17 protein-coding genes are annotated in these 21,974 nt (G+C 65.1%); 4 read left to right on the forward strand and 13 right to left on the reverse strand.

Annotation, left to right across the window (positions count from 1 at the left end):
* The first annotated feature begins 28 nt into the window (after positions 1–28).
* Both J3A98_RS05165 and J3A98_RS05170 read left to right on the forward strand, forming a co-directional pair.
* Positions 29–304 (forward strand): DUF5629 family protein, encoded by a 276-nt coding sequence (locus J3A98_RS05165; protein WP_176684484.1) that lies wholly within the window; start codon positions 29–31, stop codon positions 302–304.
* A complete protein-coding gene (locus tag J3A98_RS05170) occupies positions 285–1,415 on the forward strand; it encodes a lactonase family protein (protein ID WP_245354939.1) in 1,131 nt (376 codons plus the stop codon). The genes J3A98_RS05165 and J3A98_RS05170 overlap by 20 nt, the downstream gene beginning before the upstream one ends.
* Positions 1,416–2,588: 1,173 nt before the next feature.
* Here J3A98_RS05170 and J3A98_RS05175 read toward each other — a convergent pair.
* From J3A98_RS05175 to J3A98_RS05185, 3 genes are read right to left on the reverse strand one after another with little or no spacing between them, the layout of a single operon-like run.
* The gene (locus tag J3A98_RS05175; protein ID WP_209964514.1) at positions 2,589–3,182 is read right to left on the reverse strand and encodes a glutathione S-transferase; all 594 of its coding nucleotides are present in this window, start codon (positions 3,180–3,182) and stop codon (positions 2,589–2,591) included.
* Positions 3,179–6,823 (reverse strand): AAA family ATPase, encoded by a 3,645-nt coding sequence (locus J3A98_RS05180; protein ID WP_209964517.1) that lies wholly within the window; start codon positions 6,821–6,823, stop codon positions 3,179–3,181. Before J3A98_RS05180 ends, J3A98_RS05175 begins: the two co-directional genes overlap by 4 nt.
* On the reverse strand, positions 6,820–8,058 hold the full coding sequence (locus J3A98_RS05185) for an exonuclease SbcCD subunit D C-terminal domain-containing protein (RefSeq protein ID WP_176684480.1): 1,239 nt from the start codon (positions 8,056–8,058) through the stop codon (positions 6,820–6,822). The genes J3A98_RS05180 and J3A98_RS05185 overlap by 4 nt, the downstream gene beginning before the upstream one ends.
* Positions 8,059–8,546: 488 nt before the next feature.
* On the opposite strand from J3A98_RS05185, the gene J3A98_RS05190 reads away from it, so the two are divergent.
* Positions 8,547–8,978: a DUF2628 domain-containing protein gene (locus tag J3A98_RS05190; protein ID WP_003247236.1), complete on the forward strand. Its 432-nt coding sequence runs from the start codon at positions 8,547–8,549 to the stop codon at positions 8,976–8,978.
* 72 nt (positions 8,979–9,050) lie between these two features.
* Here the strand turns inward: J3A98_RS05190 and J3A98_RS05195 are convergent, their stop codons facing one another.
* From J3A98_RS05195 to J3A98_RS05220, 6 genes are read right to left on the reverse strand one after another with little or no spacing between them, the layout of a single operon-like run.
* The gene (locus J3A98_RS05195) at positions 9,051–10,682 is read right to left on the reverse strand and encodes a BatD family protein (protein ID WP_209964519.1); all 1,632 of its coding nucleotides are present in this window, start codon (positions 10,680–10,682) and stop codon (positions 9,051–9,053) included.
* Entirely contained in the window at positions 10,679–12,397 is a 1,719-nt protein-coding gene (locus J3A98_RS05200; RefSeq protein ID WP_209964521.1) for a tetratricopeptide repeat protein, read from the reverse strand. Before J3A98_RS05200 ends, J3A98_RS05195 begins: the two co-directional genes overlap by 4 nt.
* Entirely contained in the window at positions 12,394–13,470 is a 1,077-nt protein-coding gene (locus tag J3A98_RS05205; protein ID WP_209964524.1) for a VWA domain-containing protein, read from the reverse strand. Before J3A98_RS05205 ends, J3A98_RS05200 begins: the two co-directional genes overlap by 4 nt.
* A complete protein-coding gene (locus J3A98_RS05210; RefSeq protein ID WP_003247240.1) occupies positions 13,463–13,957 on the reverse strand; it encodes a DUF4381 domain-containing protein in 495 nt (164 codons plus the stop codon). The genes J3A98_RS05205 and J3A98_RS05210 overlap by 8 nt, the downstream gene beginning before the upstream one ends.
* A complete protein-coding gene (locus tag J3A98_RS05215) occupies positions 13,954–14,898 on the reverse strand; it encodes a DUF58 domain-containing protein (protein ID WP_176684476.1) in 945 nt (314 codons plus the stop codon). Before J3A98_RS05215 ends, J3A98_RS05210 begins: the two co-directional genes overlap by 4 nt.
* Positions 14,899–14,902: 4 nt before the next feature.
* A complete protein-coding gene (locus J3A98_RS05220) occupies positions 14,903–15,862 on the reverse strand; it encodes a MoxR family ATPase (protein WP_176684475.1) in 960 nt (319 codons plus the stop codon).
* A 228-nt stretch (positions 15,863–16,090) separates the two neighbouring features.
* Between J3A98_RS05220 and J3A98_RS05225 the strand changes: the two genes are divergently transcribed.
* Positions 16,091–17,401 (forward strand): DUF2235 domain-containing protein, encoded by a 1,311-nt coding sequence (locus J3A98_RS05225; protein WP_209964530.1) that lies wholly within the window; start codon positions 16,091–16,093, stop codon positions 17,399–17,401.
* 36 nt (positions 17,402–17,437) lie between these two features.
* On the opposite strand, the gene J3A98_RS05230 is transcribed toward J3A98_RS05225, so the two are convergent.
* The 4 genes from J3A98_RS05230 to J3A98_RS05245 form a co-directional block, all read right to left on the reverse strand.
* Positions 17,438–18,655: an MFS transporter gene (locus tag J3A98_RS05230; protein WP_209964533.1), complete on the reverse strand. Its 1,218-nt coding sequence runs from the start codon at positions 18,653–18,655 to the stop codon at positions 17,438–17,440.
* A 59-nt stretch (positions 18,656–18,714) separates the two neighbouring features.
* Positions 18,715–19,929, reverse strand: coding sequence for a benzoate/H(+) symporter BenE family transporter (locus tag J3A98_RS05235; protein ID WP_209964536.1), 1,215 nt, complete (start codon positions 19,927–19,929; stop codon positions 18,715–18,717).
* Positions 19,930–20,078: 149 nt separating this feature from the next.
* On the reverse strand, positions 20,079–20,966 hold the full coding sequence (locus J3A98_RS05240; RefSeq protein ID WP_209964537.1) for a dihydrodipicolinate synthase family protein: 888 nt from the start codon (positions 20,964–20,966) through the stop codon (positions 20,079–20,081).
* Positions 20,967–21,010: 44 nt separating this feature from the next.
* Positions 21,011–21,793, reverse strand: a complete 783-nt coding sequence (locus tag J3A98_RS05245; protein ID WP_021784050.1) for an aldolase — start codon at positions 21,791–21,793, stop codon at positions 21,011–21,013.
* Between the last annotated feature and the right edge of the window lie 181 nt (positions 21,794–21,974).

The following is a 21,974-nucleotide window of genomic DNA, read 5'->3' on the forward strand; positions in this document are numbered from 1 at the left end:
TGCCAATCCATTTCAGATTGGTACCCCTATGTCCCCCCTCGCTACCGCCCTGCAGGCCTGCGATATGCTTCTGATCGACGGCCTGCACGCCTTCGACTTCACCGCCGATGAAGCCGGCCTCACTGTCGAATGCATGGACGGCCGCCAATTGCGCCGCTGGTCGTTCACGCCTGAGCAAATCGCTGCCGCCATCGCCACCGGAGACGAGTGGCAACTCGACGATGCCAACGGCGCGCATCGACTAGTCTGTATGAGTGCCTTTCGCGCCCCGGATGATGAGCAAGATGAACCGCACTTGGACTAACCTGCTGACCGCTAGCCTGATGAGCCTGACTATCCACGCCCACGCCTCGACGTTGCTGGTGGGCAGCTACACCGATGGCGCCAGCCAGGGTATCTACCGCTACCAGTTCGACGACAAGGCCGGCCGCATCGACCCCACACCGCAACAAGTGGTCAAGAACGTCAACCCTTCCTGGCTTGTGCTGTCGGCCGACCAGCGTCAGCTGTTCGTGGTCAATGAAACCCCGGGTGGCCATGCCAGTAGTTTCAGCGTCAGCACCAAGGGCGAAATCAAGCCGCTCAATCAGATGGTCACCCAAGGTGACGAACCGACTCACGCCAGCCTCAGTCGTGACCAGCGTTATCTGTTCGTGGCCAACTACGCGGTCAAGCCTGACCCCGGCGGCAGCCTGGTGGTCATCCCGGTGGCCAGGGACGGCAAACTCGAGCCCGCGGTGCAACAGGCCCGGCACAAGGCGAGTGGCGTCAACCCCGAGCGCCAGGCCGGTGCCCATGTGCATGCACTGGTGCTGTCGCCCGATGGCCAGCATGTCTATGCCTGCGACCTGGGCGCGGACAAGGTATTCATCTACCGCTACGACGGCGCCAGTGTGGACAAGCCGTTGAGCCCGGCAATCCCGGCCTCGGTGGCCTTGCCGCCAGGCAGTGGGCCCCGTCACCTGCTGTTCGACGCCAAGGGCCAGCATGCTTACCTGACGTTGGAGATGAGTGGCGAAGTGGTGATGTTCGACGTTGAGGACGCTGCTTTGCTTGAGCGTCAACGCCTGCCGCTGACCGAGCAGCAGGATGCAGCGGCCAAGGCAGCGGGAGGCCTGCACCTGTCGGCGGACGGCCGCTTCCTGTACGTGAGCAACCGTGGCACGGCGAATGAAATCCTGGTGTTTGCGGTTGGCAAGAATGACGGCCAGTTGACGTTCGTGCAGCGCCGTTCCGTGGAAGGCGATCACCCCCGTGAATTTGCCCTGGACCCTAGCGGCAATTTCCTGCTGGTAGCCAACCAGAAGAGCAACCAGATCGTGGTCATGCGCCGTGATCTCTTGACTGGCAAGTTGGGGGAGACCGTGCAGACCATGGCGCAGGACGCGCCTTCGGACCTGAAGTTCATCGATTAAGAGGTTGGGAGGGTTCGCTCATAGGTGAACTGGCCAGACACACCGTGCAAGAAGTGGATTTACCCGCGAAAGGGCCGGGCCTGCTGGCCAATTGTCACGCGCCGTTCACTGTTGCCGCCGCCACCGTATTCGCGGGTAAACCCGCTCCTACACACAGATGGTGGTGGACACAGGCTGTCGTAGGAGCGGGTTTACCCGCGAAAGGGCCGGCCCTGCTGGCCAAATTTCCACCCGCGATTCACCGTTGCCGCCGCCACCGTATTCGCGGGTAAACCCGCGCCTACACGCAGATCGGTGGTGGACACAGGCCGTCGTAGGAGCGGGTTCACCCGCGAAAGGGCCGGCCCTGCTGGCCAATTGTCACGCGCCGTTCACTGTTGCCGCCGCCACCGTATTCGCGGGTAAACCCGCGCCTACACGCAGATCGGTGGTGGACACAGGCCGTCGTAGGAGCGGGTTCACCCGCGAAAGGGCCGGCCCTGCTGGCCAAATTTCCACCCGCTATTCACCGTTGCCGCCGCCACCGTATTCGCGGGTAAACCCGCTCCTACACAGATCGGTGGTGGACACAGGCCGTCGTAGGAGCGGGTTCACCCGCGAAAGGGCCGGCCCTGCTGGCCAAATTTTCACCCGCGATTCACCGTTGCCGCCGCCACCGTATTTGCGGGTAAACCCGCCGCGCCTACACACAGATCGGTGGTGGACACAGGCCGTCGTAGGAGCGGGTTCACCCGCGAAAGGGCCGGCCCTGCTGGCCAAATTTCCACTCGCGATTCACCGTTGCCGCCGCCACCGTATTCGCGGGTAAACCCGCGCCTACACGCAGATCGGTGGTGGACACAGGCCGTCGTAGGAGCGGGTTCACCCGCGAAAGGGCCGGCCCTGCTGGCCAAATTTCCACCCGCGATTCACTGTTGCCGCCGCCACCGTATTCGCGGGTAAACCCGCTCCTACACACAGATGGTGGTGGACACAGGCCGTCGTAGGAGCGGGTTCACCCGCGAAAGGGCCGGCCCTGCTGGCCAAATTTCCACCCGCCATTCACCGTTGCCGCCGCCACCGTATTCGCGGGTAAACCCGCGCCTACACGCAGATCGGTGGTGGACACAGGCCGTCGTAGGAGCGGGTTCACCCGCGAAAGGGCCGGCCCTGCTGGCCAAATTTCCACCCTGTTCAGCGAACCATGATCGCTTTGAACAGCTCCGAAGCCAGCCACCCCTCCAGCCAGCTCCGCACCCGCGGATAAGCCGCCTCGGCGAACCACTGCGGTTCGACCCCGGCAAACTGGCGCATCAGGGGCAGCAACGCGGCATCGGCCATGCTCGGGTGGTCGGCCAGCAGGTAAGCCCGCCCCACCAGCAAGCCTTCGAGCTCCGCCAGCCAGGCCTCGGCCTGCTGGCGGTAATGTTCGCGGGAATGCTCCGGGTAACGTTCGGCATACTTGTACAGGTTCACGTGCGCCTTGAACGTGGTGTCATTGCGCGCAATCAGCGTTTCAGCCTGCTGTGCAGCCACAGGGTTGGCCTGTAGCCGCCAGTCCTGCGGGTCGTTTTGCGTCAGCGCCCAGCGCATGATGTCCAGGCTCTCTTCCAGTACCCCGGCACCGGTGTCCAGCACCGGTACCGTGCCCTTGGGCGACAAGGCCAGCAGCTCCGCCGGCTTGTTCTTCATCGCCACTTCGCAGATCTCCACCTCGCAGCCGGCATAGCGCAGGGCCAGGCGCGCGCGCATGGCCCACGGGCAGCGGCGGAACGAGTAGAGGATCACCCGCACACCTCCACGTCACTCAGGCCATTACCCTGGCGCCGTACCTGGATCTGTACCGGAATGCGCTCGTGCATTTCCTGTACGTGGGAAATCACCGCCACTTTGCGGCCCTGGGCTTGCAAGCCGTCGAGGGCGTCCATTGCCAACTGCAGTGACTCGGGGTCGAGGCTGCCGAAGCCTTCGTCAATGAACAACGATTCGATACGCAGGGTACTGGAAGCCATCGACGCCAGGCCCAAGGCCAGGGCCAGCGACACCAGGAAGGTTTCCCCGCCCGACAACGAGTGCACCGAACGCAGTTCGTCGCCCATCTCGGTGTCCAGCACCAGCAGGCCAAGGGCACTGCCGCCGCGCTTCAGGCGGTAGCGGCGGGCCAGCTGACGCAGTTGGGCGTTGGCGTGGTGCAGCAGCAGGTCGAGGTTGTAGCCCTGGGCGATCTTGCGGAACACATCGCCCGAGGCCGAACCGATCAGGGCATTGAGGCGGGCCCAGCGTTGCCACTGCTGGTGGGCCTGTTCGATTTCTGCCGTCAGCGCCTGGTGGGCCTGCTGCCGGCGCTGGTCGTCGGCCTGTTGCGCGCGCAGTTCGGCGCACTGCTGCTCATGGTTGGCCAGGCGCCCGCGCAGTTCGGCCAGGGCCTGCTCCAGGGCTTCGGCCGAGGTGTCCACGGTCATTTGTGCGGCGTGTTGTTGCAGGCGCTGCTCACGTTCCTGCAGCAGCACGCGGCCTTGTTCGATGGCCTTCTCGGCACCTTGTACACGCTGACGCAGCTCATTCACCTGGGCGTCATCCATGGCCAGCAGGCGATCCAGCCCGGCGTCGTCCAGCTCCGGATGCTCGCTGCGCCATTGCGCGATCTGGCCCTGCAATTGCTGGCACTCGCTTTCCAGCGCCTGTTGCTGCTGGGCATTGGCCTTGAGTTCGCTGGCCAGTTGTACACCCTGGGTGCGCAGCGCCTGCAGGCGCTGGGCGGTGTCGGCGTCAAGGGCGCGGGCGTGTTCCAGCGCGGTGTCCATGTGCTGTTGCCAGGCTTCGGCGCTGGCATGTTCGCCGAGCAGTTCGCCGAGTGAGGCCAGGGCTTGCTGGCGTTGCTCGTCGAGGGCGGCCAGTTTCTGTTGCAACTGCTGCTGGCCTTGCAGGCGCGTCTGTTGTTGATCACGCAGCTTGTCCAGCTGGGTTTGGCGGGCTTGCTGTTCTTCCAGTTCGTCCTTGCGCTGGTCCAGTTGCTGCAGGCGCTGGGCAATCTGCTGGTCGAGGGCGAGGAAGGCATTGGCCGGGTCTTCGTTCAGGGCCTTGAGGGCTTCCTTGGGCAAGACGCCGGCCAGGTCGTCAAGACCTTGCTGCAACTGCTGCTCATCGTTGGCCAGGGCCTGGTGCTGTTGCTCCAGATGGCGCTGGGCCTGTTGCTGGGCGTCGTAGGCCGCCTGCAATTGCTGGTTCAGACGGGCGGCGTCTTTTTGCAGAGCCAGCAGGGCGCTCTGGCGTTTCTCGTCCTGGCTGATTTCTTCATCCAGGCGACGTAGCTGGCCGTCGAGCCAGGTGCTACGGGCCTTGTCGTCCTGCGGGGCGAGGGCTGGCCACAGGCTGTGTGCCTGCACCTGAGCCACCAGCGGTTGCAACTGTTCACCCAGTTGCTGCTGTTGCTGCTGGGAGTCCTTGAGCTGGGCGTTGACCACCCCCAGTTGGGTACGCAGTTCCACCAGCTTGCTGTTGAGGGTTTCGACCTGTTTCTGCGCGGCGTGCTCTTCGGCCTGGTCATGGCGACCCAGGCTCTGCAGTAGCGCTTCTGGCTGATGGAACGGGTGTTCGGCGCTGCCACAGACCGGGCAGGGTTCGCCGTCACGCAATTGTCCACGCAGTTCTTCGACGCTGGTGTTGCGTGCCAGGCGTTGCCGTTCCAGCAGTTGACGGGTGAGGACCAACGCCTGTTCGGCGGCCTCCAGCTCGGCCTTGGCGGCAGTGCCTTCGGTAATCAGTTGCTGGCGTTGCAGCATGGTCTGCTGCTGCCGTTCACGCAGGGCGTCCAGCTGCTGGCGCAGCTCCTGTTCACGGCCGTGCAGGCGTGACATTTCCTCTACGGCGCGCTGCTGTTTGCGGTTGTCCTGCAGCATGCCGCCGAGCAGGTCGATCTGCTCGGCAAGGGCCTGGGGTTCGGCCTTGGCTTCACGGAACAACAGGTCGTAGGCGTCGCGCTCGGCCTGCAGGTGCGCATTGGCCTGGCTGGCCTGGGCCTGCAGGCCGGGTAACTCTTCTCGGCCCTTGGTCAGGCGGCCACCGATCAGCATTACCTGCTTCAGTTGCGGCAGGTAGGCGTGCCAGGCATTGGCCAGGCCCGCCAGGTGCTGGCTGTCGGCAAGCGCGGTTTCGATCTGCGCCAGTTGCTGCACGCTGCGCTGCTGGTTGTCTTCCAGCTGCTGCAGTTGCTGCTGGCCGTCAGCGAGCTGCTGTTGCGCCTGCTGGCTGATGTTGCGCTCGGCGGCCAGTTCCTGGTCCAGGCGTGCCAGACTGTCCTGCGCGGCAAAAGCCTGGCGCAGGCGCGGCGCGTTCTCGACGTGCTGGGCCTGGCGCTCGGCAAGCGCTTGGCGCGCATGGTCCAGCGCCTGTTCGAGCTCGCGGGTACGCACCTGCAGTTCGGCTTGTTGCTGTTGCTGCTCGGCAATTTTTGCCGCCACTGGCGCCAGCTGTGCGCTCAGTGCCTGTCGGCGGTGGAACTGGTGACGCTGTGGGGCCAGGCGCTCCAGGCGTACCAGGTCCAGGCGTGGTTCGGCCAGCTGTTGCCAGTCCAGTTCGGCGGCCTGCAGCGTGGTGCTGGCTTCGGTGTGTTGGGCCTGTAGCTGGCGTTGCTCATTCAGCCAACTGCGTTGCTGCTCCAGCTGACGCTCGCCGGCCTGGTCGGTCTTTAACTGCTGCTGCGCCTGCTCCAGGCGCTGGTCGAGCTCGGCACGGGCCTCGGCAGCCATCGGCAGCAGGTGGCTGGCGCGTTCTTTCAGGGCGTTGTGTGCCTCGCCGGCTTCGCGTGCCTTGCTGAAGGCACGCTGGCCCAGGCGGGTGTAGATGGCAGTGTTGGTGAGCTTTTCCAGCAGCTCGCTGCGGTCTTTGTCATCGGCCTTGAGGAACGCGCCGAACTCGCTCTGGGCCAGCATCACCGCACGGGTGAACTGTTCGAAGTTCAGGCCCAGGCGGGCTTCGACCAGTTGCTTGTATTCGTTCTTGCCACTGCCGAGCACCTGCTCGCTGTCGAGGTCGTAGAAGCTCTGGCGGCTGTGCTGCAGTTTGCCGTTGGCCTTGTCGCGGGCACGGTTGGCTTCCCAGCGGGCGCGGTAGCGGCGGCCGTCGATGCCGACGAAATCGACCTCGGCAAAACCGCTGCCGGTGCCACGGCGCAGCAGGTTGCGCGGGTCGGAAGTGGGGATTTCGCCGTCGGCGTCTGGCACCTTGGCCTCACGGCCAATGTCATTGAGGCGCGGCACGGTGCCAAACAGCGCCAGGCACAGGGCGTCGAGCAGGGTGCTCTTGCCGGCGCCGGTAGGCCCGGTGATGGCGAACAGGCCAGCGCTGGCCAACGGTTCTGCGGTGAAATCGATGTCGATCGGACCGGCCAGCGATGCCAGGTTCTTCAGGCGGATGGCGAGAATTTTCATGGCTGTTCCTCCTCCTGCAGCACGTCCTGCAACAGCAGGGCGAAGTCGGCCAGGGTCTGCTCGTCGGCGGGGTTGCCGTAGGCTTGCTCCCAGGCGCGACTGAACAGGTCTTGCGGGGTCATCTGGGCCAGCTCGACAAAGGCCAGGCCATCGTCTTCGGCGTTGTTGCGGCCAGCGTATTCGGCGCTGATGCGGATCAACCGTACCGCCTTGCCTTCAAGCGCGGTTTCGATCTGCTGGCGCAGGTCGGGTTGCGGCTCGTCGAGCATCACCCGCACCTCCAGCCAGGGCTGGCGGTTGGGGTCTTCAAGCAGGTCGATCACTGGCAGGTCGGCCAGTTGCTGCAACAGCTCGCCCAGCGGTGCCGGGCCCACCCGTTGCAGGGCCACGGCGCGTGGTACGGGGCGTGGCTCGACGCTGACCAGGCCGTTGCCGTCCAACTCCACTTCCAGGACCTGGTGCGGGTAGTTGATTTCGGCGAACGACAGCGGGATTGGCGAGCCGCTGTAGCGGATGCGTTCTTCGCGGTTGACCTTCTGCGGCTTGTGCAGATGGCCCAGGGCGACGTAGCTGATAGCCTTGTCGAACAGCTTGGCCGGCAGCGCCTCGGCGTTGCCGATGATCAGGCTGCGTTCGGAGTCTTCCGACACCGCGCCACCTGCCATGTGAGCATGGCTGATGGCAATCAGCGCCTGGTCTTTCTTGCGCTTCTTCTGCGCGGCGGCGATCAGTTGCTGGTGCACCTGGGTGATGCCTTGCAGGTAGTCGTCACCCAACTGCGGGCCGGTCACTTCGGCCGGGCGCAGGAACGGCAGGGCCAGGCACCAGGCGGCCACCTTGCCACGGCCGTTGGTCAGCGGAATCAGCAGGCGCTCGGCATCCAGCTGGCCCTCGTCCAGCCAGTGCACACGGCCCAGGGCATGGGTGCGCAGGCGGCGCATGAGCGCGGCGGGCAGCTCGATGCGCGAACCGGAGTCGTGGTTGCCGGCGATCATCACGATGTCCAGCTTGGGCTGCTGCTCGTGGGCCTGGACGATGAAGTCGTAGAGGCGTTCCTGGGCTTTGACGGGCGGGTTGACGGTGTCGAAGATGTCGCCCGCAATCAGCAGCGCATCCGGCTGGCGCAGGTGTAGCTGGCCGAGCAGCCAGTCGAGGAAGCAGGCGTGTTCGAAATCGCGTTCCTGGCCGTGCAGGCTTTGGCCCAGGTGCCAGTCGGAGGTATGAAACAGACGCATGGATGACCTGTTGGTGTCGAGTCGAGCAAGCGAGGGCTTGGCTTGGGTGATGGGTGTTGCGCAAGGGCGGTATGGTAACCCATGCACGGGGCCGCTGTGCGGCCCGAAAGTTCAGCGCTTGATCTCATGGGCGCACGGTGCTGGTTGTCCTGCAGGCAAGCCCGCGCATTGAACCCCTTGTTCATGGATGGCATTGGCTTATCGCAGTAGCGTCCTGCGACTCCAGGCGTTGACGCGGGTTGCCACGTTGGTTCCATGAAAAGCTGACATTGATAGCAGGGTGTCGCGCATCTCGGTTTGCCCCACGGACGTGTCGCGGCAAAGCATCGAGCACACGCTCGGCGACTTCCGCCTTGAACGTTCTGTGAGCTGGCTCTCGCTTTGCACCAGGGGTCAAGCTTGCCCTCAAAAGTATGCTGATTTACCCTCCGAAACGGCCATGATCACGGCTATTCGAAACCCACGGACGACAATCACAGGAGTCACCAATGGAAGGCATCCCTCAGACCCAATCTTCCCCGGATAACCTCAAGCCAAAATGGCGGGAGCGTTTCGCCTTCTTCGATCAGTACGGTGCCCCCACCTCCGAGTCATACAAAGCCGCATTCCGCGCCTTGCCATTCGGGAAGAAGTTGCTGATCAACAACAATTTCATAGCCTTTTTCTTCGGCCCGATCTATTGGTTCGTGCTGGGGCTGTGGAAGAAGAACCTGGTCATGCTGGCCATCATCATCGGCATCGGGCTGCTGCTGAGCGTCTATGAGGTCGCGACGGGCAGCGAAATCCCGCGTCCTCTGGATAACGGTATCAGCATGGGGTTTGCGTTTTTGTACAGCTTCCTGACCAACCGGGCCTATTACCTGAAGCAGGCCAAAGGGCAGCAGAGCTGGAACCCGTTCGAGGGGCAGCGGTTCATCTGACTCGGCTGGTACATTCGGCAAGTGTTGTCAGGGGCGGCCATGAGCTGAAAATTCGCAACCAGCCACTGCGCATCACTTGGGGTAGAGCGGCGGCAAACTGCCGTTCTCACCCGCCGGCAGCAATACCTGCTCCGCCGGCGGAATGGTACCAATCGCCCGCCACAAATCCTCCCCCTGCCAATACTGCCCGCTCTCGCTGTACAACGCCCCGTTCAAACCATCCAGCGCATCCGACAACGGTACGAAGCGCGCTGCCATCTCGGCCAGGGTTTCCGGTTGTTGCCGGGCCCAGGCATCCAGCGCCTGGCGCGTAGCCTGGGGGTCGTTGGCCTGGCACGCGCGCTTGAGGTCGTCCAGCAAGGTGCGTGGGCTTGGCCCGTTCTGCGCGGTGCGCAGTACCGCTGGTCGTGAGCGGGCGCGCCACCACAGGGCAAAGCCCAGCACAGTGGTCAGGGCGAACACCAGTGTGGACAACTGCCACGGCCACAGCAGGGTGCTGGCGCTGCTGCTGTCGCCCACCGGGGTGTCGGCGCTCAGTGCCGGGTTGTCCTGCACGTTCAGCGTGCGCGCCGGCAGGCTGCTGTGCTCCAGGTGGTCTTCGCGGGTGTTCCACCAGGCCACTTCCAGCGCCGGCAAGGCCAGCGTGCCGCTGTGGGTCGGCACCAGGGCCTCGCGCTCTTCGCGGTTGGCGGTCATGCCCCGTTCGCTGATTTCGTTGCGCAACAGCGGTTGGTCAGGGTAGCGGCGCAGGCCGATGATCTCTGTGGCCGGTAGCGGCGGCAGTTGGGTGCTGGACAAGCCTTCGGCACGCAAGGTGATGTTGCGCGTCAGCGAGTCGCCAATCTGTACCTGTTGGCTGCCGGGGTCGGGGCTCCAGTGCTCTTCCAGGGTCAGGCTGCTGGCTGGCAACCACGGCAAGCCAGCCGGCCAGGCTGCCGGAATCGGCCGTACGTCAAGGCGCAAGGGCAGCGAGCTGACCTGGACCTGGTGGCCGGCGCGGGCCGTGCCATTGGCCTGCGCTGCTTCGTCGTTGCTGGCGGCTGCCGTGGCGGTGAATGTCAGCGGCGGGATGTCGAGGGTACCGCTTTGCTGGGCATACACCGCATAGCGGGTTTCGATCACGCCATGACGCACGCCGTTGATTTCCTTTTCATACGTGCGCGACTCGCCCAGCGGCTCGACCTTGGCGTTCTCCAGTTGTAGGGGGCTGAGGCTGCTGTCGTCGTACAGCGCGACCGAGTGGTAGATGCGGACGGTCAGCATGGCTTGGGCCTGGACATAGACGTCGTGGTTGTCGAGGGTCGCTTCGATGAATACCTGAGCGTTTTCCTGGCGGCTGGCATCGGCCTGCAGCACTTGCAGTTCGATGGCCTGGCTGTGCGACTGGCCCAGTTGCAGCTCGGGGATGCGCAGGCTACCGCTGCGCCGTGGCAGCAGGGTAATGATCCAGCGGGTGCTGGCGCGAGTTTCGCCGTCGAGGGTGTGCAGGCTGTTCAGCTGGCGCGTGCCGCGCACTTCGAAGTCACCTTCCAGAGCGCGCAGGTCGGGCTTGCCGAACTGGGTGACGTCCTGGCTTTCCAGGGTCAGTTCCAGGCTTTCGCCCGCTTCCAGGCGGGTGCGGTCGACGCTGGCCTGCAGCAGCGGTTCGGCGTGGGCCAGCACGGCCCACAGCAGGGTGAGGAGCAAGACGCCGAAGCGACTCATCGTGATTTTTCCTGATGCAATTGCTGTTCATACCAGAATTTGCGTCGCAGCAGCTCTGCCGGGTTGTCCGGGATCTCCCGTAGCCATTGTTCCAGGGCTTGGCGCTGTTCGCCGTCGAGGCTGGTCGATACCGGGCGCTGGGGCGGCTGGATGACGCTGTCGTCGCCCCCGGCCTGGTTGCCGGGGGCGGCCTGGCTGTTGCTGCTGCTTTCGCCGGGTTGTTCGGGGCTGGCCTGTTGGTCGTTGCCGGGTGTGCCTTGGGCCGGGCTGCTGGCCGAGCTGCTGTTGCCTTCGGTTTCGCTGCCGGGCGTGTCTTGGGCATCGTTGCCGGGCGGCTGTTCCTCGGCCTTGGCTTCACGTTGCTGCAGCAGTTGCTGCACCAGCGCCTGGTTGTCCAGCGCGGCTTGCAGGTCGGGCTGGCGCTCCAGGGCTTGTTCGTACGCATCCAGGGCGGCTTCCAGCTCGCCACCATGGGCCAGGGCATTGCCCCGATTGTAGTGGGCTGCTGCTGTGTCGCCTTGGGAAAATGCCTCGGCAGCACCGGCGTAGTCGCCGGCCTGGTACAGGGCCATGCCGCGCCATTGCGGGTTCTGGAAGTGACGCGCAGCGCTGGCCGGGCGGTTTTGCTCCAGCAGCTTCTGGCCTTGCTGGTCGGGGCGCAGCCACAGGTCGTTGAACTCGAAAGCGTGGCCGGGCTGCGGCAATGCCAGCAGCAGTGGCAGGCAGAACAGCCAGCCGCGCCGGCCTGCGCAGGCGGCCAGCAGCAACAACGGAATCAGCAGCCAGTAACCTTGGTCGGCCCAGCTGTCCAGTTGCAGGGTCTGGCCGTCATTGCGCCCGCTCCGCGGGTTGTCGAACAGGCCCAGGCCACGCAGGTCGAGGTCGTCGATGCGGGCGTGCCGGTAGCGACCACCCGTGCCGCTGATAAAACCTTTCAGGCTGGCACTGTCCAGGCGAGGCAAGAGGATGCCGCCCTGGTCGTCTTTAAGGTATTCGCCATTGGCCTGGCGCACAGGGACGCCTTCGCGGCTGCCGATGCCCAGCATCAGCAGGCTGGGGCCCTGGCGGCCGAGGGCCTGGGTGATGCCCTGGCGCTCGGCGTCGCTGAGCGCCGAGCCTACCAGCAGCAGGCGGCCTTGGCCGAGGCCGCTCTGGGCCAGCAGCGCCAGGCCTTTTTGCACAGCCAGGTCGGCACGCTGGCCGGGTTTTGGCATGATCGACGGGTCGATGGCCTCGAGCAAATTGCGGGTGGTGGCCAGGTCGTCAGACAGCGGCACCAGGGTGTGCGCGGAGCCGGCATACACCACCAGCGCCGTCTGGCTGTCGCGGCGGTGTTCAAGCAGGTCGAGGATCTTGCGCCGCGCCTGTTCCAGGCGGTTGGGCGGGCTGTCCTCGGCGAGCATTTGCGGGGTCAGTTCGAGCAGGATCACCAGGGGGTCGGCCGGGCGCTGACGGCTTTCTTCCAGGCGCTGCCAGCTGGGCCCGAGCAGCGCCAGGACCACCAGCAACCAGGCAAGGCCCAATGCCACCCACGGCAGTTTGCTGGTGCTGCCGCTGCCGCCACCCAGCAGTACGCCATGGAAGGCTGGCGGCAGAATCATCTGCCAGCGCCCGGCACGTTTGCGCCGGTGCCACAGCTTGTACAGCAGCCAGCCGAGCACGGGAACTGCCAGCAGCCAGAGTGGGCGCAGCCATTGGGGCCACAAGTCGATCATCGCCGCCTCCTTAAACGCAAACGCTTCAAGCGTTGGCGCCATTCCGGGTGCGGCTGCAGGAAGCGCGGCTTGCGCAGCACGCGTTGCAACAGGTTGTCGGGCCACTGCACGGCCACCACCAGCAGCACGCTGAGCAGCAGCGCCAGCGCCAGGGGCCAGGCGTAAAGAGCCTGGGCTGTGCGTGCCTGGGTCGGTTGCTGGGCCACGGGCTCCAGTTGGTCGAGGGTATCGCCGATAGCGTCCAGTTCGGCGCCGTCATGGGCGCGGAAGTAGGCGCCGTGGGTGATGTCGGCAATTTCCTTGAGCGCGGCTTCGTCCAGGTCCAGGCTCGGGTTGAGGCCGAGCAGGCCTGGGGTGCCACTGGCTTCGGGGTTGGCGCCGATACCGATGGTGTAGATGCGTACGCCTTCCTGGGCCGCCAGGCGGGCGGCTGTCAGCGGGTGAATCTGCCCGCCGTTGTTGGCGCCGTCGGTGATCAGCACCAGCACCCGGCTTTGTGCCGGGCGCTCGCGCAGGCGTTTGACCGCCAGGCCAATGGCGTCGCCGATGGCGGTGTTCTTGCCGGCGATGCCGATCTGCGCCTCGATGAGGAAGGTGCGCACGGTGCGCCGGTCAAAGGTGAGCGGCGCCTGCAGGTAGGCCTGGCTGCCGAACAGGATCAGGCCCACGCGGTCGCCTTCACGGTCTTGCAGGAAGTCGCCCATCAGCGCCTTGACCAGATCGAGGCGGCTGATGTCCTCGTTCTTCCACTGCATGTCGGGGAAGTCCATCGACCCGGACACGTCCACCGCCACCAGCAGGTCGCGGCCGCTGGCGGCGATCGGCACCGGTTCGCCCAGCCATTGCGGGCGAGCGGCGGCGCACAGCAGCAACAGCCAGATGACGACGAACGGTGCCTGCTGGCGCCAGGTGGGCAGATTGAGCCGCGCGCGGCGCCCGGCCAGGCCTTCCAGCTCGCTGAGGAAACCCACCCTGAGCACCGGTTCACCGCTATCGGCTGCAGGCAGCAGCAGGCGCGCCAGCCATGGCAGCGGCAACAGGGCGAAGACCCACGGCCAGGCCAGTTCAAACATGCTTGCGGATCCAGGTTTCGACGGCTTGGCTGAGCCCGGCGATGGCCTTGTCGTCGAGCTTGCACTCGGGTTTATAGGCGCCTTCGACCAGTACCATCCAGCGGGTCAGGCCGGCGGCCGGGCAGCGGTTGTCGAGAAAGGCCAGCCACTGGCGGCCGTTGAGGGTGTGGCTGTTGGCGCCTGGGTAGTGGTTGCGGCACAGGCGCTTGAGCAGGGCGTTGATCTGTTGCAGCCAGGCGCCTGCCGGGGCGCCGTCATACGGACGTGGCAGGCGTGCCAGCTCGGCCAAGGCCTCCAGGCGCACCGGGTCCAGGGGTTGTTCGGCGCGCACGATGCGGCGTTTGCCAGGGCGCCAGCGGCGCAGCCGCCACAAGCCCCAGCCCAGTAGCGGCAGGACGGCCAGCAGCAGCCACCAGCCCGGTGCGGGAGGCCACAGGCTGACCGGTGCCGGGGCGATCAGTGGGTGCAACTGGTCGAGCGGGTTCATGACGCGCTCCGTGGCCGCTGGGCGCTCAGGTACTCGCGCAATTGTTCGACCATTTCGCTTTGCGTGCTCAGTGGCATCAGTACCACCCTCAGCTTTTGCGCCATCAGCTCCCAGCGCTCGATTCGGGCTTCAGCCTGCTGTCGGTAGGCCTGGCGCAGGTTGGCGTCGAGGGTATCGAGCTCCAGCTGGGCGCTGCGCTGAGCGAAGCGCAGCAGGCCGGCGGCGGGCAATGCGTGGTCGAGCGGGTCGGATACCGGCAGCAATAGCAGGTCGCAATGCCGTGAGAGCATGGCCAGGTGCTGTTCCACTTGGGCGCTGAGCGAGCGTTCATCGCAGATCACGATCGCCAGGCTGCCGGGGCGCAGCACTTCGCGGGCGCGGCGCAGGGCCAGGCCGAGGCTATCGGCCCCCGGTACGGCTTCGGTGTGCAGTGACTGGTTGACCTTTGCCAAGCGGTTGAGCAGTTGCAGCAGGCTCTGTTTGCTGCGCCGGGGTTTGACTTCGTGGTGTTCGTTGTCGCCGAACACCAGGCCACCGATGCGGTCGTTGTGGCCCAGCGCTGCCCAGCCGAACAGCGCCGCCGCCTGGGCCGCCAAAACGGACTTGAACATCAGCCCCGAGCCGAAGAAAAGCCTTTGGCTTTGTTCGACGAGGATGAAGATCGGCCGCTCGCGTTCTTCGTGGAACAGCTTGGTGTGCGGCTCCTGGGTCCGCGCAGTGACACGCCAGTCGATGTTGCGCACATCATCGCCGGCCTGGTAAACGCGCACCTGGTCGAAGTCGACGCCGCGCCCGCGCAGCCTCGAATGGTGCAGGCCAACCAGCGGGCTGCGTTGGCCGGGCTTGGAAAACAGCTGGATTTCGCGCACGCGGTGGCGCATGTCGATCAGATCGGCAAGGCCAATGCGGATGCCATGTTCGGCCAGCTGCGCAGTGGGCATGGGCTCAGGCAACGGCGACGACGTCAAGGATGCGCTGGATCACGCGGTCCTGGTCGATCCCTGCCGCCTCGGCCTCGAACGAGAGGATGATACGGTGGCGCAGTACGTCGAACAGCACGGCCTGGATGTCTTCGGGGCTGACGAAGTCGCGCCCGGCCAGCCAGGCGTGGGCGCGCGCGCAGCGGTCCAGCGAGATGGAGCCGCGCGGGCTGGCGCCGTAGGCGATCCAGTCGGCCAGCTCGGTGTCGAACTTGGCCGGAGTGCGGGTGGCCATGACCAGTTGCACCAGGTATTCCTCCACTGCGTCGGCCATGTACAGGCCAAGGATTTCCTTGCGCGCGGCGAAGATGGCCTGCTGGCTGACCCGGCGCTCAGGCTTGGTCTCGCCGCCCAGAGCTTCACCCCGGGCCTGCGCCAGGATACGCCGCTCTACGGCGGCATCGGGGAAACCGATTTTTACATGCATCAGGAAGCGGTCGAGCTGGGCTTCGGGCAGCGGGTAGGTGCCTTCCTGCTCGATCGGGTTCTGCGTGGCCATGACCAGAAACAGCGGCGACAGGTCGTAGGTGCTGCGGCCCACGCTGACCTGGCGCTCGGCCATGGCTTCGAGCAGCGCCGACTGCACCTTGGCCGGCGCGCGGTTGATTTCGTCGGCCAGCACCAGGTTATGGAAGATAGGCCCCTGCTGGAACACGAAGCTGCCGGTTTCCGGGCGGTAAATCTCCGTGCCGGTGATGTCGGCCGGGAGCAGGTCGGGGGTGAACTGGATGCGATGGAACTGCGCTTCGATGCCTTCTGCGAGTTCTTTGATGGCTTTGGTCTTGGCCAGGCCAGGTGCCCCTTCGACCAGCATGTGGCCGTCGGCCAGCAGCACGATCAACAGCCGTTCGACCAGTTTTTCCTGGCCTAGGATCTGGGTAGAAAGAAAAGTGCGCAGCGCGATCAGCGCTTCACGGTGTTCCATCGGCGACGGTTCCTGGTAGGGGGCCTGAGGCGGCGTGAGGCAGCAGCCTTGGCAAGGGGTGATACTTTAATCTATCCGGGGGGGCGGCGACCAATGGCGGCGGGTAAATTTATCGTTGCAGTCGGGCATGCGGGTAAAGAAATGTCCCACGTATGGCTGGCCATTGCCTGATGTTCCGTGACGGCGTGCTGGCGCCTGCTTGTGCTTTTTGGGCAAGCAGAAGGCACGATGATGAAAATGAGCAGCGGCAGCACGCCAAACCTTACGCCGGTCACCCTGCGTTTTGGCGTGTTCTTCGATGGCACCGGTAACAACCTGCACAATGCCACGACGGTGGGTGAGCAGGAGGACAAAGGCGGCAGCTATGGCAACGCCTTGAGCAATGTGGCCCTGTTGCATGCGCTGTATCCGGCTGATGCGGTCAGTGCCGACGGGGCCCAGGCGTTCTTGAAGCGCTATGTGGAAGGCGTGGGCACGTTGGCGGGTGAAGCCGACCATGTCTACGCCTCGGCCACCGGGCATGGGCGCACGGGTGCCGAGGCGCGGGTGGCCGAGGCGTTGCAGGGGATGGCCGAGCAACTGCAGGCGTGGCGCCGGGCGCATCCGCAGGCAACGCTGGAAGGGGTCGAGTTCGACCTTTTCGGTTTCAGCCGCGGCGCGGCAGCGGTGCGGCATCTGGCCAACCTGCTGCACGATGGCGCGGGCGGGCTGTTGTCGGTGGCGTGCGAAACCTCGATCAACTTTATTGGCCTGTTCGACACCGTGGCGGCAATCGTCGCGCCCCTACAGGGTGACTTCGACCCTGCAGACGACCGCCACGGCGGCCTGCGCCTGGGCCTGGGTGCGGATATTGCCCGGCACATGGTGCAGTTGGTGGCCGAGGACGAGCGGCGGCATAACTTCCCGCTGGTGCGCAGTGGCCACGACATCGTGCTGCCGGGCGTGCACTCGAACATTGGTGGTGGTTACCCGGAGACCCTCCTGGAGCAGGTGCTGCTGTGCAAGCCGCAGTCCCAGCGGGTGCCCGCAGGCATGTGCGTCGAGCAGTGCCGCGTACATGCCAAGGTGAGTGCCTTGCTGGCTTCGGCGTTTGCCGACATGGGCGAACCCAGGCCGCGCGTGATGACCTGGGAGGAGCCGATTGCCGGTGGGCGGCGGGACGAGGCGCAAAAGCAGGTCTATGCGGCGGTGTACCGGGAGCGGCAAGTGGCGGGGCACCTGTCCCGGGTGTACTTGAGCGTGATGCGGGCGTTGGCGGTGCGCGCTGGCGTGCCGTTTGCGCCGTTGGGGGCGCAGGCTGAGCATCGGCTGCCGGAAGAGTTGTCGGGCATCAGCCGAAAACTGCATGCCTTCGCCTTGGGGGAAACTGGCCAGGTGGGGTTGAGCGAGGAAGAACAGCGGCTGTTGCGCGACAGATACGTGCATGCGTCAGCGAACTGGAATGCACTGAAGGGCTTGCGCAACAGTGTGCTGGATGTGCTGTTTGTCAATCGGCCGGGGGCAGGCGGGCGAGTGACGCATGCCAACCCGGCGCAATGAATGATTGTTCGTGGCCTGGCAATGTTGCACCGGGTCCTACTGGGCGCGCGCCAACTGTTCTGTCGCGCGTCTCCTGGCTGAATACGTCTCCTGTGCCAGGGTCAACAGCACCGTCAACAGCATGAACACCACCGATGCGATGAAAATCCCGTTGGGCAGGCGCTGATCGAGCATCCAGCCGAACGCCACAGGCCCGATGGCACCGCCAACGTTGAACCCGGTCGACACCAGGCCGAAGGTTTTGCCCTCGGCCCCGGGTGGCGCCGCCGCCTTGACCATCATGTCCCGTGATGGGGCGATGACCCCGGTGAGCAAGCCGATGGCACCCAGTACGGCCACCAACGCCCAGCCCTGCAGCAGCCCCAGCGCCACCAGTGCGGTGAGTGCAGCCGCCAGTGCGAAGGCCAGTGCCGCCACCAGTCCATGGCGCCGGGTACGGTCGGCCAAAGCGCCCCCGCACAGCACGCCGGCTGCGCTGCTCAGCAGGAAAGCGGTGAGCGCGGCGTTGGCCCAGGCCAGTGTCAGGCCTTGGCCCTGGACCAGGGCCGCTACGGAGAACTTCTCGATGGCACTGGTGCTCAGGTTGAGCAGGATGAACAGCACCGTCAGCACGCCGATCATGGGGGTGAACAAGCGTACGCGGCCTGTAGCTGCGGCCGGGCCTGCGCCTTGTTGGTTGGCAGGCCTGGCGACCCGGTAAACGCCACTGCCTGGTATCGATATCAGCAGCAGCGCGGCTACCCCGAATACTGCGCCCGCCGCCAGGGCTGCCCGCGTGCCGAACGCTGCGGCGATGCCGAGGAATACTGCAGGTGTAACGGCCGAACCGAGGAAGCCGGCAAAGGTATGAATAGAGAACGACCGCCCCAGGCGTGCGGGCTCGATGCCGTTGGCCAGCAGCGCATAGTCGGCCGGGTGATACACACCATTGGCCAGGCCAGCCATGGCCATCGCCACCAGCAATACCGCGTAACCGGGGCTGGCCGCCAGCAGCACAAAGCTGAGGCTGCCCAACAGCAGCCCGGCCTTGAGCATTTTACGTGCACCGTAGTGGTCGACGGCGTAACCCAGCGGGGCCTGCACCAGCGCGGAGACGATGTTGAACACTGCCAGGGCTACGCCGAGCTCTACGAAGCCCACGCCCAGCAGGCCGGGCAGCACCGGCAGTAGCGCCGGGATCAGCATGATGTGCACATGGCTGACGAAATGCACGGCAGCAATTTGGGTCAGCAGCTTGGGGCCAGGGTGGGGCATGTCGATACCTGTTGAACAGCGTGCGCCCCTGGCGCACGGCAGGATGGTGGAAAGCCCGCTTAGCGGGAGGCGCCCCTCAAACCGGGGAGGCGGCCGTTGAGTACAACATGGGCCAGCAGACCAATGACCAGGCCCCAGAAAGCCCCGCCAATGCCCAACAGGCTGATGTTGGCCGCCGCTGCCAGGAAGGTGATCAGTGCTGACTCGCGTGAGCGGGCATCGGCCATGGCGCTGGCCAGGCTGGCGCCGATGGTACCCAGCAGGGCAAGGCCCGCCAGGGTGGTGATAAAGGTGCCCGGCAGGGCCATGAAGACACTCGCGAGCGTGACGCCGAACACCCCGACCAGGATGTAGCAGACACCGGCAGCGATGCCCGCTACCCAGCGCTTGTCCGGGTCTTCATGGGCTTCCTTGCCGGTGCAGATGGCCGCGGTGATGGCGGCGATGTTGAACGCGTGTGAACCGAAGGGCGCCATCAGCAACGAGCCGATGCCGGTGACGGCGACAATCGGGTTGGCGCTGGTCTTGAAACCATCGTTGCGCAGCACCAGCATGCCGGGCATGTACTGGCCGGTGAGGGTGATCAGGAACAAGGGTAGGGCCACGCTGAGGGCCGCGTTGAGGGAGAAGGTGGGCGCAGTGAAAACCGGTGAGGCGAATTCCAGCCGCAACGTCGTCAGGCCCACTTGCCCCTGCAGCAACAGGTAGCCCAGGCCCAGCAGCAGTATGGCGACCACGGCGTAACGGGCGGTGAAGCGTTTGAAGGCCACATAGGCTGCAATCAGCAGCCCGGCGAGGACGGGGTCGACCGACAGGCTGGCAAAGGCACCGATGCCGAACTGCAGCAGGATGCCGGCCAGCAGGCCGGCGGCAATGCCGCCGGGCACGACGCGCACCAGGCGCTCGAAGCACCCGCTAAGCCCCAGCACCACGAAGCCGGCGGCCGACAGCAGGTAGGCACCTATGGCCTCGCTGTAGGGCACGCTGGCAAGCGCGGTGACCAGGAACGCGGCGGCTGGCGTGGACCAGGCTGTGATGACCGGCTCGCGGGTGTACCAGGACAGTGCCAGGCCGCTGAGGCCGACGCCGATCGACACCGCCCAGACCCACGATGACGTCAGTTCCGGGCTCAGCCCGGCCACTTTGGCTGCCTGGAACACCAGGATGAACGTGCCGCCGTAGTTGACGATCACCGAAACGAGTCCGGCAATCACCGGGTGAAGGATGTCTGTCAGCCTCAGTGGGATAGCAGAGCTTTGTGCAGGCGCGTCCATGGTTGCCTCTGGGAATGGTCAGATGAGGAGCAGTTTTGTGTGGCGAAGGGGTAATGCGACTGCAGCGTCATTGGCCCCTTCGCTGTAAAAGGCTGTTTCTGAAGAAAAAGGCTGCCCGACAGCGACAGGCTGCCGGGCAGTTTTGTGCGTCAGTTGGTCAGCGCCACCAGCAGGCTTTTCAGGTGGTTGCTGCCTTGCGCATCCAGTGGCCGCAGGGGCAGGCGTGGGGCGCCGACATCCTGGCCGAGCATTTTCAGGCCGGCCTTGATGGTGGTCGGCAGGCCACGGCGGGTGATGTATTCCAGCAGTTCGTACTGGCGATAGAACAACGCACGGGCTTCGGCCAGATCGCCTTGTTGTACGGCGTCCCACAGCGCCAGGTTGAGTGCCGGGATCAGGTTGGGCGCGGCGGTACACCAGCCCGTGGCACCGGCCACCAAGGCTTCCAGGGTCAGCGGGTTGCAACCGTTGTAGAACGCCACCTGCCCATCCGTAGCCTTGAACAGGCGGTGCATGCGCTGGATGTCACCGGTGCTTTCCTTGACCATGGTCACATTGGGCACCTCGCCGAGGATACGCAGGATCAGCTCGACCGACAGGTCGGTGCCGCTGGTGCCCGGGTTGTTGTAGAGCATGATCGGAATGTCGATGGCGGCGCCGACCGCCTTGTAGTGGGCGACCACTTCGGCTTCGGTGAGTTTCCAGTAAGAGATGGGTAGCACCATCACCGCCGTAGCGCCGCAGGCCTGTGCCAGGCGGGCACGCTGCACGGTGCGGGCGGTGGTCAGGTCGGAGACGCTGACCACGCTGGGTACGCGCCCGGCAATGCGTGCCTGGCTGAAGCGCACCACGGTTTCCCATTCGCTGTCGGACAGGTAAGCCCCTTCGCCGGTGCTGCCCAGCGGCGCGATGGCGTGCACGCCGTCTGCGATCAGGCTATCGATGGACGTGCCCAGGGCATCCAGGTCGAGTGTGCCGTCTGCCGTGAAGGGGGTGATGGTGTAGCCGATAACGCCGCGAATTACAGGTGTAGACATGACCAGGCACCTTTGCCGTTGTTGAGGAAAGAGTACAGCTTCGATCAGCCCAGGCAGTCGCCATGGGCACGCAAGGCACGGCGCGCGTAGTAGCTGAAGGCGGCGCCGTGACGTTTGGGGGTGGAAATCCAGTCGTGGGCTTCTTTGCCCAGTGCTTCGGGGATGGGGCGGATGTCACCGGCGCCCATGGCCAGCAGTTGCATCTTTGCTGCGCGCTCGAACAACAGGGCGAGCACGCAGGCTTCCTCGATCGAACGGCCAGCGATCAGCAGGCCATGATGGGAAAGCAGGATTGCGCGCTTGTCGCCAATCGCCTTCGCGATGATTTCGCCTTCTTCGTTGCCCACCGGCACACCGGGCCATTCCTTGAGGAATGCACAGTCGTCGAACAGTGGGCACAGGTCCATGTGCGAGATGGCCAGCGGAACTTCCAGCATCGACAAGGCGGCGCTGTGCAGCGGGTGGGTGTGGATGATGCAGTTGACGTCGGGGCGGGCGCGGTACAGCCAGCTGTGGAAGCGGTTGGCCGGGTTGGCCATGCCACGGCCTTGCAGCACCGTCAGGTCTTCGTCCACTACCAGCAGGTTGGAGGCGGCAATTTCGTCGAAGCCAAGCCCCAGTTGTTGGGTGTAGTAGGTGCCAGGTTCCTGCGCGCGCGCAGTGATCTGCCCGGCCAGGCCAGAGTCGTGGCCGCCGTCGAACAGGATACGGCAGGTGAGGGCGAGCTTTTGTCGCGCGGTGTAGGTGTTGTCGGCCAGCGCCGTCAGCATCTGTTGCTGGGCGAGTTTGACAAGCTGGTCCTTGGGGGTGTGCATGGTGGTCGTCATGGGCGGTACCTGCTTGAGGAAAAGATGAAGTGACATCGGGATGTCGTCAGGACACTTGGCGATCATAATGACACTTTGTGTCATGTTCAAGCGTGGCGTGACACAAAAGCGCGACGCCTTTGCAGCATCTCGCTCGCCGGGTATTCATCTCTCGTGTGCAGGGGGCAGCGTTGAACAAGTG

Origin of the sequence: Pseudomonas sp. BP6 (assembly GCF_017875935.1) — a bacterium.
Lineage (GTDB): Bacteria > Pseudomonadota > Gammaproteobacteria > Pseudomonadales > Pseudomonadaceae > Aquipseudomonas > Aquipseudomonas putida_Y.